The sequence below is a fragment of the Rickettsia rhipicephali str. 3-7-female6-CWPP genome (assembly GCF_000284075.1).
GTDB lineage: Bacteria > Pseudomonadota > Alphaproteobacteria > Rickettsiales > Rickettsiaceae > Rickettsia > Rickettsia rickettsii.
In genome coordinates, this window is record NC_017042.1 from 113,960 (window position 1) to 127,781 (window position 13,822).

Consider the following 13,822-nt stretch of genomic DNA (forward strand, 5'->3'; position numbering starts at 1 on the left):
ATAAGTTGTAAAATTTATTTAGAGTATCTATAATTCATAAAAAATAATATGGAACATTATGAATAATAGCGATGAACTTAATAAGTTAGTAATCTCTAAAGATAAAACCATTAGAAGAATTTTGCATAATAACAAATGATGGTTTTCAGTAGTTGACGTAGTAGGAACATTGACTGATAGATAGTAGTGACCCTGGAGCTTATTGAAGAAAACTAAAACAAAGGTTAAACGAAGAAAAAAGTGAGGTCGTGACAAATTGTCACGGACTGAAATTAACTGCCACAGATGGAAAAAATATATAACATACAGAGTCATTACTTCGTATTATACAATCTATTCCGTCTCCAAAGGCAGAACCGTTTAAACAATGGCTTGCTAAAGTCGGTTATGAGAGGATTCAAGAAATTTCTGATCCGGAAAAGTCAATTGATAGAGCAAGGGATAATTGGAAACGACACGGTCGTAGCAAGAAATGGATTCAACAATGTATGATGTGGATGGGGCAGGAAACACGAAATAAAGAAATAAATTAACTGATTACTGGAAAATCATGAAGTAACAAAAGAGAATGAATTTGCTATATTAACTAATATTCTTCATCAAGAATGGGCTGGTATAACTGTTAAAGAACACAAAAATATAAAGGGCTTAACAAATCAAAATTTACGTGATCACATGAATGAAGCAGAATTAATTTTTACTGCTCTTGCTGAATTATCTACTCGTCAGGTAGTAGAAACTAATAATGCAACAGGAATGGAAGAAAATAAGGTTGCAGGTAAAATAGGAGGAAGTATAGCTAAAAACGCTAAAAACGGCCTTGGAAAATAAAACTGGTAAAAAAGTAATCTCAACACACCGAAATAGCATTTTGTCATTCCGGTTATGATTTTAAAAAAGTCAATTAAACTTTACTTCAGGTGGCAATGACATTAATATTGCTTCGACATTTCCATCGGTCATTAAGCCGAATTTAGTACCGCGGTCATATAACAAATTAAATTCTACATATCTACCTCGCCTTATAAGTTGGTATTCTTTCTGCTCAGCTGTCCAAGGTAAAAATAACTTACTTCTAACGATTTCAGGATACACCGACAACAAAGCCTTACCTACGTCCTGTGTAAAGGCAAAATCCTGTTCAAAATTATCGTTATTTAAGTAATCATAGAATATTCCGCCTACTCCTCTCGGCTCTTTTCGATGCTTTAGATAAAAATATTCATCACATTGCTTTTTGAATTTAGGATAATAGCTAGAATCATACTTATCGCACGCTTCTTTAAAAACTGCATGAAACTTTACAGTTTCGTTTTCTTCCGGATAAAAAGGTGTTAAATCGCCACCGCCACCAAACCAACTTTTAGAAGTTTCTATATAACGAGTATTAAAATGCATAGCGGGAATTAGCGGCGATTTAAGATGTGCGACTAATGAAATGCCTGTTGCAAAGAATTTCCCGTCTAGCTCTGCTCCTGGAATTTCGCTGCGGAATTCGGGAGAAAATTCACCGAATACGGTAGATATATTAACCCCGACTTTTTCAAATACTTCTCCTTTCATGAGAGACATGACACCGCCACCGCCGCCGTTACGTTGCCAGCTTGAGCGTACGAACTTAGCCGGTTTTAAACCTTTGGTTTGTGCATATTCTTCTTCGATTTTTTCAAATTCTTTGCACAATAAATCACGTAAATTAGTAAACCAACTACTTGTTATTTCTTTATTTTCTATGTTCATAATTATTAAGCAACGATTTAATTATTTTCCTCATCATATACATAATCACTAAAAATACGGCAGCAATGATCATAATATAAAAAGCCGGAGCATAGAATAAGCCTGTGCGCTCTACAAGCCAACGAGAAATAATAGGTGAAGTTCCGCCGAATATCGCTATTGCAAAATTGTAGCTGAAAGCAACACCGGTAAATCTTTGTTCTGCCGTAAACAAGGATATAACGAATATATAAGCTGTACCTGCTATGCTTCCTGCGAGCATACCAAGCATTGTAAGAGCTATAATTTGTTGCCACATCTCTTCTGTCGACATAAGTAACATGGTCGGTAAAATCAATATCAAGATAGCAACACCAACAAGCATTGCCATTTTAAATTTTCCGATAATATCGGCAGTACCGCCAGCAAGCGGCATCGCTATCATCGCAATAAACGAACTATACGCTAAATATGATAAAGCAATAGTATTACTAAGATGCATTACATTATAATAGAAAACATTTATATATGTTTTTACTAAATACATAACGCTGCTAGCGATAGCACCTATACACATAGTTAAAAACATCGATCTCCAAGCAGTTCTAATTACATTGGAAAAAGGTGCTTTAAGAACTTGTTTCTTTTTCTCAAGCATTTTAAAAATCGGTGTTTCCGATACACGCAATCGCAAGTAAAATCCTGCAAGACCCATAAATCCGCCAAGCAGAAAAGCAAAACGCCAAGCAAAATCTATATGAGAGAAATAACGTTCTATTATAATACCGATAAATGTTGCAATTAAGGTACCGGCGATATTTGAACCATGTACTAAACCTGCTGTAAAACCCGGTCTTAAATTTTGACGATGTTCAAGGATAAAAATTGCCGCTCCCGTTCCTTCACCGCTAATACATAAACCTTGAATAAGCCGCATTATAACTAGAGTTATAGGGGCATAAATCCCAATACTTGCATATGAGGGTATGAGACCCATAATAAAGGTCGGAATAGTCATACCTAGCATCGAAATTATTAAAGCGATACGTCTACCGTATCTATCACCGATATAACCGAATAATATGCCTCCTATCGGTCTTGTCAGAAAGCCAACCGCAAATACTCCAAGGCTTAGAAGAATTCTAATGAATTCTGATTCGCCTGGAAAAAAAACTTGTCCAATAATCAGCGAAAAAACTGAATATACCGTAAAATCATAATATTCGAGTACATTACCTGAAATAGCAGATAAAAAAATGAACTTAGACCTATTCATTGAGCTTTAAATAACTTAATTACTAATTAGTTATTATAGACAAGTTACATCATTTATAAAGTGTAATTTATAATATTATTAATTACAATAAAATCATAAGCACATATGCAGTATAAATATTTAATTGTCGGCATTTTAATTCTTGTGGTGATAGTAATATGTTTTTATGGTTATAAGTTCTTGTTTAATAAACAACCTGAATCAGTTGCAAATGATTTTGAAAAAGAATTAGTAGAATGTGATAAAGCTATAAAACAAAATCCGAATGATGCAGATGCATATATTGGATATGGATTTAGACTAAGAATACTGGGACTTAGGTTTCCTGAAAAATATGAGTTGGCCCTTGAAGCTTATAACAAAGCAATTGCACTAAACCCTAATCATTTTCAGGCTTATCTTAATAAAGGAGCGGTATAGCTATAATACCCATCACCAAAGCAGTACGTCTACCGAATCTATCACCTATATTACCGAAAATAATACCGCCAAGAGGTCGTACTACCAAAGCCTGTAGCAAATACCACAAAAGTTAAAGTCTCTCGCATTTCTGGATCCAGAAAAAATGCTGCCCTATAATATAAGCAAATTGCGCATATAATGCATAATCATACCATTCTAAAGCGTTGCCGATCATGCCGGATATTACTACTTTTCTCATTAAGTTATTTTATTGATTTTAAAAAAGATAATAAGAGTAATATTTTATATTCTCAAGTAAAAATAGCTTTATTTTATGCGAATAGCTTTGCTTGCGTTGATACCGTAGTCGTCATTGCGAGAAGCGTAGCGGTGTGGCAATCTAGAACAATAATTAAAAAAATTCTGATTTACAGAATTTTTACTGGATTGCTTCATCGAATTACTGCGTAATTCTTCTCGCAATGACTATACCCTATCTATGTTTTTCATTAACCACTTTCTTAGTTAATTTAGCATTGATTTGAGAAGGAGAAACTTTAATATTTTGTTTGATGTTTTTTGTTTTTTCTTGAGATAGAAGACTTTCTTTATCATTTTGTAATGTTTTCATAAACTTATCTATATTGCTTTGTTCTAGTTTTATTGCATTATCATTATTCAAAATTAATCCTCCAATTTTTTCACCAAGTTCAGGTGCATATCTGATGGCAAAAATTGATGCCGGTACAACTATGATAGAAAAAGCCGCTCCCGCAGTCGCAACACTGATTGCTCCGACTAATAAAGCACAAACAGCACCGGCGATTTTTCCGGTTGCTTGTTTAAACATATTACTTTTTTGTGTAAATACTAAAGACCTCTCTAATATTTTATTAAATTCTTTCTTTATATAGATGGTTGCTTCATCAACATTATTATATTTCTTCATTGCATACATTACAGAAGCCTTAAATAATTTTTTGTGAGACTCCGCATAATTTATTATTTTGTCAAAATTCTTCTCTTTTAAAAGAGTTTTAAATATATTTTTAATTTTTTCTTTTTCGGTACTATTTATTTCATCTCCAAAATAAACTTCTACAAGATTTTCTGCTATTATATCTTGTGATTGTTCCAAAATATTATTCTTATTTTGCTCATTTTCGTCTTCAGAAGTAATCATTATTGCAAATAACTCTAATGCTACGGAAAAATTATCATCGTTAACAACCCGCATACCTAAATAATTTTTGAGTCTAGAAATACATTTATTAATATATTTTTCAGCTTCTGGTTTAGAATTAAGCCTTAGCGTATAATCTATAGCAAGCATATTTGCAATAGTAGAGCAAGTAGATTTCATAAGATTATTGGCAAAATTATTAACAATATCTTTTTTAAATAAACTAGTATTTACGTTATTAAGTACTATTGCATTATTCATTTTGGTAATTTATTTTGAGGCTAATTCTCTGATATATAATATCAATTTAGCATAAACAAGATTAGGAGCATGATTTACTGAAAGTTTATATATATTCTTAGGTGTTAACACTTCTTCATTACGTACTCGTACAAAAGATATAAGAGTATTAGCAGGCATATAAGAATAAATTTCAGAGAATATTTTTAGAAAAGTCAAAAAATCTGCACATGCATATTTTATATTTATGCTATAATTATTTACATAAATCGATTCACCTTCTCCTTCAATCGCCTGAACATTATTTTTAAAAAATACTGAATTTATAAATACATCTATAGGTTCTACTAAATCATATTTATTGCTTAAGCTTTTTATTTTAGGAATTAGTTCTTGATAATTTAAGCAACTCACACTACTTGGCACGCTTAAATCTACATATTTTTTGTACGATTCTAATATTTCTTCTTTAGAGTTAATGACAGAATAAAGCTTTAAAACTTCCTCTGTTAAATTTTCTTGTAAAACTTGTTTATCAAGAATAGATTTACTGTATTCTTGCTGGAAAATTTTTATTATCCAAATAGTTAAGGAAATAAAGAAGAAATATATAATAAATTGAAAAAATATAAGATTCTTTAAGTACATAATATATTTTTCAAACATTATTTTTACCTTGGGTTATTAGTGCCGTTGCATGGTTTATGTCATTCCCGCCTACGCGGGAATGACATGGAATATTACGTTTTATTATCAACTATATTAACCGATAAAGGAATTACTACCTGACCGAATATATCAAGTATTTTATCCTTATAAATAACATAATCTATCTGCAAATTAGATAATTTATTTTTTACGTTTGTCATATAATCATCTAGCATCTTTAGAGATTCATCTACCGATAGATTATTAGTATGATATTTAAGTATTAATTTGATTATTAATTGTCTCTTAGAAACTAACAAACTATTATCTATATTTGTTAATTCCCATTTAATTTCTTCTAATTTAAAAGCCGGATTTAAAGTAATTATTAGCCTTTTAAGTAAATCAAACGGCAGTGGTACCGGTGCTTCTAGTAATTTTTCTATTACATATAAATCAGCTAGGCTAGTAGTATTTTTAATATAAGGATATTTATATTTGAGACCATCATATTCTTGATTTGTTGCATAATATTTTTCATTAATAGAGTTTATGTCTTTGTAATTTTGTTTTGTATTATATTTGATAATACCGACCACTAATATTAATATTATAAGTAATGCACTATATAATTTAAATGTCAGATCCTTTATAGTAACTAGTTTTTTTATTGATTTTAAATTATTATTATAAGCGGGAAAACTCTTATATTCTAGAAACAGTCTACTAATATTCGTATCTATAAATCTTTCTTTTTCTAGAGTTTGCTTATTTAGTATATTATCAACCGGTATAAAGATTACAGGACGTTCTTCAAAATTTGTTGATTCTAATAAAGATTTTAACTCTTCATCTACTATAAGAATTATACAGGCTCTTTGGTCAAGAGTACTTATATAATTTTTAAATAATATCAAACAATCATTAATTTCTTGTTCTATAATACCTTGAACATAGCCGGTTGTTTTATCAAATGGATACTCAAGATTTCTAATTGTTATTATATTATTTTTATGTTTGATAATAAATTTTATACCGCTAGCTTGTGATACATATACACAAATTTGAAAATAATCATTATATTTATCATTTTCTATATTCTGCACTATTTTATTTATAATAACTTTTAGCTCTAACGTTAAAAAGTAAATTCCTTTTAAATCAAGAGATCTTTTATCTATAATGCATGAAATTATATCACTTAAAGGTGTTTCAAATGGATACGACATAATTAAAGTCGACCAAATTTCACTTGGGGTAGTAGTAATTTCGTAAACACAATGTGCTATAATGTCTTCTTTATTAAAATAACCTTCAATAAATTGTTCAATAGGATCAAGTTTAACTATTGACTGTAATATAGGTATTTGATCGTGCCGTGTTTTACATTCCCTGCCGTCAAGTAAAAAATAAATATCGCTTTTTGGAAATTTACTAAAAAAGTTTTTATAAGGATTTAAGTCTATCTGTTCCCGAGTAGGGATAAATAATTTATCTAATAATTTATTATCGAGAAAAGTACTAAGAAATACACCTTTATTACCTAGTAACACCACAATCTTTTTTCTTTTGAAAGAAAATATTTTTAATTTTGTAGCAAATTGAACAAAATGTAATTTGATCGAATCAAAAATATTTTTCATAAATAAATTTATTTTAATCATAATTCAGTGTATTTTACTATACTGGACGTCATTTCTGCGTGGATACCCGAACCGTCATTGCGAACGACTGATAAGGAGCGTGGCAACCTCAGGACTTTGGCACGAGATTGCGTACGTACAATTACTACGTAATTTTCCTCGCAATGACGAAAAATGATCCTCTCCGGAATGACATAACATTAAATAATATATCTTACCATGACTAAATTTACCACCGAAGAAGTTAGAAGTAAATTTATAACTTACTTTAAAGCAAATAATCATACACATGTACCGACCAGCTCGTTAATTCCACACAATGATCCTAGCTTAATGTTTGTTAATTCCGGAATGGTACAATTTAAAAATGTTTTTACCGGACAAGAAAAAAGACCTTATAACAAAGCGGTAACTAGTCAAAAGTCTCTTAGAGCCGGCGGCAAGCATAACGACCTTGAGAATGTCGGTTATACTGCAAGACATCATACCTTTTTTGAAATGCTAGGTAATTTTTCATTCGGTGACTATTTTAAAGAACAAGCCATATATTCCGCTTGGAATTTATTGACTAAAGAATTTGAACTCCCAAAAGACAAGCTTTATGCAACAATTTATCATACCGATGACGAAGCAGCTTCTTATTGGAAAAAAATAGCAGGTTTTGGGGATGATCGCATCATAAAGATCAGAACAAACGATAATTTTTGGTCAATGGGTGATACTGGCCCTTGCGGTCCTTGTTCCGAAATTTTTTACGATCACGGTGAACAAATATATGGCGGACTTCCCGGTACTAAAGATGAAGACGGTGATAGATTTATCGAGATTTGGAATATGGTATTTATGCAATATGAACAAATCGATAAAGATACTAGCATAGAATTATCGCAAAAATCTATCGATACCGGTATGGGTCTTGAGCGTATGACGGCAGTATTACAGCATGTTAACAACAATTATAATATAGATTTATTTCAGGAAATAATTAATTTTACTGAAAATATAGTAAAAGTGAAAGTAGAGGGAGAAGCTAAATTTTCTTACCGAGTTATTGCCGACCACTTACGAGCAAGTAGCTTTTTAATAGCTGACGGCGTTATTCCTTCAAATGAGGGGCGTGGTTACGTACTTCGCCGCATTATGCGAAGATCCATGAGGCATGCTCATATGCTTGGGGCAAAAGAGCCGTTAATGTATAAATTACTGCCAAAACTTGTTGATTTAATGGGGAATGTTTATCCTGAACTTAAAAGAGCAGAACGCTTTATAAGTAGTATCTTAGAACAAGAAGAAATTAGATTTAAAGCCACATTAGAACGTGGTCTCAAACTTCTTACCGAAGAAACAGAAACGCTAACAAAAGGTAATGAATTATCAGGAGAAGTAGCATTTAAACTATACGATACTTACGGATTTCCGCTTGATTTAACCGAAGATATTCTAAAAAACCGCGATATTTCCGTTGATCACAAAGGGTTTGAAGAGCAAATGCTTATGCAAAAAGAACGTGCTAGAAAATCTTGGCTTGGCTCCGGTGAATCAAAAACCGATCAGTTGTGGTTTGATATCAAAGAACAACATGGTAGCACGGAGTTTTTAGGATATACACTTAATGAAGCAAAATGTCAAATAATTGCATTAATCAAAAATAATAATTTAGTTAATGATATAAAAGAGATAGATACACAATTCCTGCTAATCAGCAACCAAACTCCTTTCTACGGTGAATCAGGCGGTCAAATAGGTGACATCGGAACGATATTTGCAAAAGATTCTGAAGTAGAAGTAATAGATACTTTAAAATATTTAGGCTCTATTATAGTCCACAAATGTATTTTGAAAAAGGGGCAAATTAACGTAGGCGAGAATGCTAATTTTAGTATAGACATAAGATATAGGCAAAATTTAAGAATTCATCACTCGGCAACGCATATATTACATGCAGTACTGCATGAGGTACTTGGTAAACATGTTACTCAAAAAGGTTCGTTAGTCGCTCCGACTTATTTACGCTTTGATATTAGCCATTCTAAAGCTGTGACTAATGAAGAAATCACTTTAATAGAAGATAAGGTAAATGAGATTATTAGAGATAATCATGAAGTAAATACTACATTCATGGCAACTGAAGATGCAGTTAAACAAGGAGCTATGGCACTATTTGGCGAGAAATACGACTCTGAAGTAAGAGTAGTTAAGATGGGTGAGACTTCTTTAGAATTATGCGGCGGTACGCATGTCAGACGTACCGGTGACATCGGTTGCTTTAAAATCACAAGCGAAAGTGCTATAGCAGCAGGTGTTCGTAGAATTGAAGCAGTTTGCGGTGAATTCGTAATTAAATTAATGAGAGAAAAGGATAGTTTACTTAAGTCGATAGAAAGCAGTTTAAAAACTAATAAAAATGAACTTATTACTAAGGTTAATAATATCTTAGAGCGTAACAAGGAAGTTGAGAAAGAGTTAGAAAAAACTCATTTAGCTAGTTTAGATTTAAGTATAGAGCAAATTGAAAAGCAAGCTGCACAAATAACAGGAATAAAACTATTATACAAAAAAGTAGGAAATATAGACAATAAAATATTACGTCAAGCTGCCGAGAATTTAACAAGAAAAGTAGAAGATTTGATAATGGTATATATTGCCGAGGGAATTGGTAAATTATCTATTACGGTTGCGGTGAGTAAAGCTATAACAGACAAATACAATGCAGATATAATTGCAAAAAAACTTTCTTTATTCTTAGGTGGCAGCGGCGGAGGTGGACAAGCAAGCCTTGCTCAAGCCGGTGGAAATGATATAGGTAAGCTAACTAACATCCATGAAAAATTATACAGTTTATTGACAGTGTCGTAGTGTACTAATTTTTTAGGACGTCATTACGAGTGTGCTTTGTGCAGATGGATACCCGGTTGTCATTGTGAGCAGCCGTAGTACTTGCGTGGCAATCTCGTCAAATGTCCTGAGATTGCTTCGTCAATTACTTCGTAATTTCCTCGCAATGACAAGATGGTATCCACGTAACAATATATTACAAGAAATATTTTCAGCAAGTAACAGTAAAATCAACAAAAAGGACTTAAGACCGGTCGGACTTAATAGCTATAAAACGGCTAGCGGTAAATATACAAGCAAAGCTTATGGTTTTGAGGGTAATGTCGGTTATCAATTCTCTGCCATGGACGGTATAAATTTAATGCCTAATATCGGTATCATATAAAGATAAGGCTTATACCGAAACCGGTACAGGTGTGAATAATATGTATGTCACTGGTAAGTCCGGTAACTTAACTACAGGGATTGCAGGCATAAAATTAACCGCTCCTAAGAGATTATCAAACGATACTCAAATAGTACCGGGACTACATTCTTCCGTAGAAAATAGCTTTAGCAATAAGCAACCTAAGGTGAAAGCTAGATTTATTTGGGCAGATAATTACTTTGAAAACACTACAAGTAGCAGCACACCGAAAGTTGGCTATAATGTAGGTGCAAGTTTACTTACCGCTCATAAGAATATTGAGCTACTTGCAACGTATAACTGTAATTTACGCAGCAAATATACTAGCCACCAAGGTTCATTAAAGTTAAAGATATTGTTCTAAAAATATCATTCCTATGTGGGATACCAAATCGTCATTGTGAGCAGCCGTATAGGCTGCGTGGCAATCTCATGAAATAATAACAAACTCCTGAGATTGCTTCGTCAAATTACTTTGTAATTTTCCTCGCAATGACGAAAAAACAATATCCGCGCAGCAAATGCCTCATCGCCTTGTGAATTCCTTGCTCTTTTTGAAGTTAATCTTCGTCTACCATTCTTCATTTCACATCAGTATACTCATAATTCCCTAACCGGTTTTAGTACTAACTTTTTGTTACTAAAGATATTGATTTTAGAAAAGAAATTACTTTTTGGCTTTTTAAAATCACGTTGATAATTTTCACCGGTGACAGCATTATAGCTAGTAATTAAAGAAGGTATAACCTCGTTATAATATATTTTATAAAGGTCATGCATAGTTTCTTTGGTAGTTAAATATCCCCATTTTACGGCTTGTTGCGGTACTCTCGCTAAGGCTTCAATGCAGGCTGTCGCTTCTTCAATTTCAGGGTTTTTATTTTTATACACGTCAGCTGCTGGTGATAAATTAGCTTGCATATCTTTAAACATAGCATAAATCATTAATGCCATATATTCATCGGTTTTAAATTTTCTTACAAATATTAGATTATTCCTACTGCTATAATTTAAAAGCCGAAATTTATATATAAAAATCATGAATTTTATAGCATAAACTTTTAAGCTGCTAACTTTATTTGCATTATAAAATTTAAGTTTCGTTTCATAATCTAATTGCTTTTGCATACCTGCTTTAAGGAGCTTACTCAGCAAATTATGACAATGTATTATGTCATTTTTTCTAGCAATTCGTACTTTATCGGTAGCTTTAGTACCGGAAAAATTAGCCGAATGGCGAGTTATTTGCCTGCCTTTATTATCTCTTTTTATATCGGCAAAATGCCCAAGCTCTTGGGCTGCGATAATCTGAAGTCTTGCTGCCGCAGCAAAGCCGTTGCCGTAAGTCGGATGATCTTTATTGTTTTCAGCAAAAGGATTACCGCCGCATGAAACAAAAATAGCTACGTCCTTGCCGTTAGTGCTTTGCATACCGCTATTACTGCCTACTCGTTGCCAGCTAACCATATCCATCATATCGCCGATATTATGTGAGTAGGTAAGAAATACTTCCGTCTTATTAAGAAGAAGCCACCTTATTACGATCGGATGAGCCGACTGAACAAAAATACGTGCTAGCATTTCGGTTACTTCTTTCTTAACCGGCTGTAGCTTTCGTATTTGCTTTTTTAAATTATCGAAAATTGATTTTATTTTTTGATCTGAAGCGGAATTTCTGTATAAATTTTGAAAAAGCTTGGTAGTTTCAGGGATTAAATGCGGGCTTGTTAGCTCTTCTTGACTAACCATTAAGCTTATATTAAGAGCAGGTTCGGTAAACCTTGCAAAATTGCAGCAATCATCGGTATCTATCCGTAATTTACCGGACTTAATTAATTGCATAGCCAAATGCTCATACTCTATTTCCATGTCCTGCTTATAAATAGCAGGAACACGGTCAAGAATGTGATATATGCTAGTCATTTTAAAAATTTAGTGGTTATTTTCTACATTACCTGTTGGTAGTACATCATCATTTTCGTCTATATTTAAAGGTATGAGCTCTAAGTTAAATACAAGCTCAGGCTCATTAGGTATGTGCTTCGGTTTAGGTTCTTCTTCAAATATGAGGTTTACAACAACATCTACCTTAGGGAATACTGTATCAAAGCAATCTTTAAAAAATTTATCTGACGATTTTAACTTTATTGCATCTAATGCTTTTTGTCTACCATCTTCATTTTTAATACATAATGTTAATTGCCTCTCTCCTAAAAAATAAATGAGGATAATCATCGAAAATTTTTGTAATTAGCTCCGGCTGTTGCTCGCTAAAATATTCGAGACATACCTTATTACCATATCTAAATATTTTATATGCTAAGAATAAGACAAAACAACCTTGTTTTTCTTCAGTAAATTTATCAGCAAAATATTTTTGATTAAGAAAATCTTCAACTCTTCTTCTGATGCCGGTTGAAGAAATCGCTATTTTTTTCAAAAATGGCTTTGAGCAATCAACCGAAAAGCAAGATATCTTTATACTTCGCAGCTGTCCGCTTTTTGCTTTCTCAGTGATTATTTCAGATTCAGGTACTTGCTTTTCCATTTGCCATAAATCGTATTCTACATTGCCGGGAGTAGTTTTCATTATATCATCCCATGATGATGTGCTTAATCCTTCTTTTGTAGTAGTTAAAATTTGATTTAACAACGATTTAGAACTCTTTAAATATATCCTTTGCATGATGGATACATATAACTAATCAAAGAAATAGCATATTGAAACGCTAATTTTTCCATAGGATTACTATTCATTTCTTTGGTATTATTGGTATCATAACGAAAAAATTTATTTTGCATTGGCAATTTAGTCGTAAAGAAATTACTGAAATCTGTCTCATTATTTTTTTTGATTTCTACACTCCTTAAATTAGCAAAAAGTAAAGCTAATCTCTGTAGATCTTGTCCTACAGGTACGGTTATATCAGATTGTTTATTAATCATTTTACAAAATTTAGTAAGTACATCTACTAGCTTTTTTTCTTCCTTAGAGTTAAACATATTATCACCGGCATCATGTGCGGAACTGCTATTAGAGCAGTGGCAATAGAATTTAAAAAACCGGACGCTGCTATGTCGCCAAGATAACAAACCCATTTTATAAGAGAAGAGGCACTCACACGTTCCAAATGCTATGCATCAGGAACTACTAGGCCGCTACTTACAGCACTAGCAGCAATACATACATTGTGTAAAGCCATACTAAAACATTTATAATATTCTTCTAATTTAGGGTTAATGACTTTCAATTCTTTAATTTGGTTGTTTATATCTGCAGTATACCCAACATTTGCAGATTGTAACATTTTTTTATGTCTGCAATTGCTTGCGCATGTCGAGCTATATCGTGGTCATGTTTAGCTATTATGCTTATTAATGCATTTAATGTTTGACTCACTTCTATTATATCATGCGAATCTTTATTATTAAAGTTAATTGACTACTATCTCTCGATAACATCGGTGAAT

General features: G+C 32.4%; 12 protein-coding genes and 4 pseudogenes. 5 read left to right on the forward strand and 11 right to left on the reverse strand.

Going from position 1 to position 13,822, the window contains the following annotated elements:
* The first annotated feature begins 675 nt into the window (after positions 1-675).
* Positions 676-831, forward strand: coding sequence for a hypothetical protein (locus tag MCC_RS08745; protein WP_014408109.1), 156 nt, complete (start codon positions 676-678; stop codon positions 829-831).
* A gap of 69 nt (positions 832-900) precedes the next feature.
* On the opposite strand, the gene hemF is transcribed toward MCC_RS08745, so the two are convergent.
* Together hemF and MCC_RS00710 are read right to left on the reverse strand one after the other, a co-directional pair.
* Positions 901-1,740 (reverse strand): oxygen-dependent coproporphyrinogen oxidase, encoded by an 840-nt coding sequence (hemF, locus tag MCC_RS00705; protein ID WP_014408110.1) that lies wholly within the window; start codon positions 1,738-1,740, stop codon positions 901-903.
* A complete protein-coding gene (locus MCC_RS00710) occupies positions 1,724-2,995 on the reverse strand; it encodes an MFS transporter (protein WP_014408111.1) in 1,272 nt (423 codons plus the stop codon). The genes hemF and MCC_RS00710 overlap by 17 nt, the downstream gene beginning before the upstream one ends.
* Before the next feature lie 180 nt (positions 2,996-3,175).
* On the opposite strand from MCC_RS00710, the pseudogene MCC_RS00715 reads away from it, so the two are divergent.
* Positions 3,176-3,412, forward strand: a pseudogene (locus MCC_RS00715) (tetratricopeptide repeat protein); the annotation flags it as partial.
* On the opposite strand, the pseudogene MCC_RS09865 reads toward MCC_RS00715, so the two are convergent.
* From MCC_RS09865 to MCC_RS00735, 4 genes and pseudogenes are all read right to left on the reverse strand, one after another.
* Positions 3,405-3,656, reverse strand: a pseudogene (locus MCC_RS09865) (MFS transporter); the annotation flags it as partial. The pseudogenes MCC_RS00715 and MCC_RS09865 sit on opposite strands and share 8 nt — an antisense overlap.
* Positions 3,657-3,890: 234 nt before the next feature.
* Entirely contained in the window at positions 3,891-4,841 is a 951-nt protein-coding gene (locus MCC_RS00725; RefSeq protein WP_014408113.1) for an RP853 family protein, read from the reverse strand.
* A gap of 9 nt (positions 4,842-4,850) precedes the next feature.
* Positions 4,851-5,486, reverse strand: coding sequence for a hypothetical protein (locus MCC_RS00730; RefSeq protein ID WP_014408114.1), 636 nt, complete (start codon positions 5,484-5,486; stop codon positions 4,851-4,853).
* Positions 5,487-5,560: 74 nt separating this feature from the next.
* The gene (locus tag MCC_RS00735) at positions 5,561-7,132 is read right to left on the reverse strand and encodes a hypothetical protein (RefSeq protein ID WP_014408115.1); all 1,572 of its coding nucleotides are present in this window, start codon (positions 7,130-7,132) and stop codon (positions 5,561-5,563) included.
* 198 nt (positions 7,133-7,330) lie between these two features.
* On the opposite strand from MCC_RS00735, the gene alaS reads away from it, so the two are divergent.
* From alaS to MCC_RS00750, 3 genes are all read left to right on the forward strand, one after another.
* The gene (alaS, locus tag MCC_RS00740; RefSeq protein WP_014408116.1) at positions 7,331-9,967 is read left to right on the forward strand and encodes an alanine--tRNA ligase; all 2,637 of its coding nucleotides are present in this window, start codon (positions 7,331-7,333) and stop codon (positions 9,965-9,967) included.
* Positions 9,968-10,112: 145 nt separating this feature from the next.
* The gene (locus tag MCC_RS00745; RefSeq protein WP_014408117.1) at positions 10,113-10,331 is read left to right on the forward strand and encodes an autotransporter outer membrane beta-barrel domain-containing protein; all 219 of its coding nucleotides are present in this window, start codon (positions 10,113-10,115) and stop codon (positions 10,329-10,331) included.
* Between the two features lie 40 nt (positions 10,332-10,371).
* A complete protein-coding gene (locus MCC_RS00750) occupies positions 10,372-10,716 on the forward strand; it encodes an autotransporter outer membrane beta-barrel domain-containing protein (protein ID WP_014408118.1) in 345 nt (114 codons plus the stop codon).
* A gap of 236 nt (positions 10,717-10,952) precedes the next feature.
* On the opposite strand, the gene MCC_RS00755 is transcribed toward MCC_RS00750, so the two are convergent.
* From MCC_RS00755 to MCC_RS07455, 5 genes and pseudogenes are all read right to left on the reverse strand, one after another.
* Positions 10,953-12,275, reverse strand: coding sequence for a DUF2748 family protein (locus MCC_RS00755; protein ID WP_014408119.1), 1,323 nt, complete (start codon positions 12,273-12,275; stop codon positions 10,953-10,955).
* Between the two features lie 9 nt (positions 12,276-12,284).
* Positions 12,285-12,812, reverse strand: a pseudogene (locus MCC_RS00760) (hypothetical protein).
* A gap of 207 nt (positions 12,813-13,019) precedes the next feature.
* Positions 13,020-13,355, reverse strand: coding sequence for a hypothetical protein (locus MCC_RS00770; protein WP_014408120.1), 336 nt, complete (start codon positions 13,353-13,355; stop codon positions 13,020-13,022).
* A 131-nt stretch (positions 13,356-13,486) separates the two neighbouring features.
* Positions 13,487-13,660, reverse strand: a complete 174-nt coding sequence (locus MCC_RS09315) for a hypothetical protein (protein WP_014408121.1) — start codon at positions 13,658-13,660, stop codon at positions 13,487-13,489.
* Positions 13,621-13,814 (reverse strand): annotated as a pseudogene (locus MCC_RS07455) (hypothetical protein). Before MCC_RS07455 ends, MCC_RS09315 begins: the two are co-directional and overlap by 40 nt.
* Positions 13,815-13,822 lie beyond the last annotated feature (8 nt).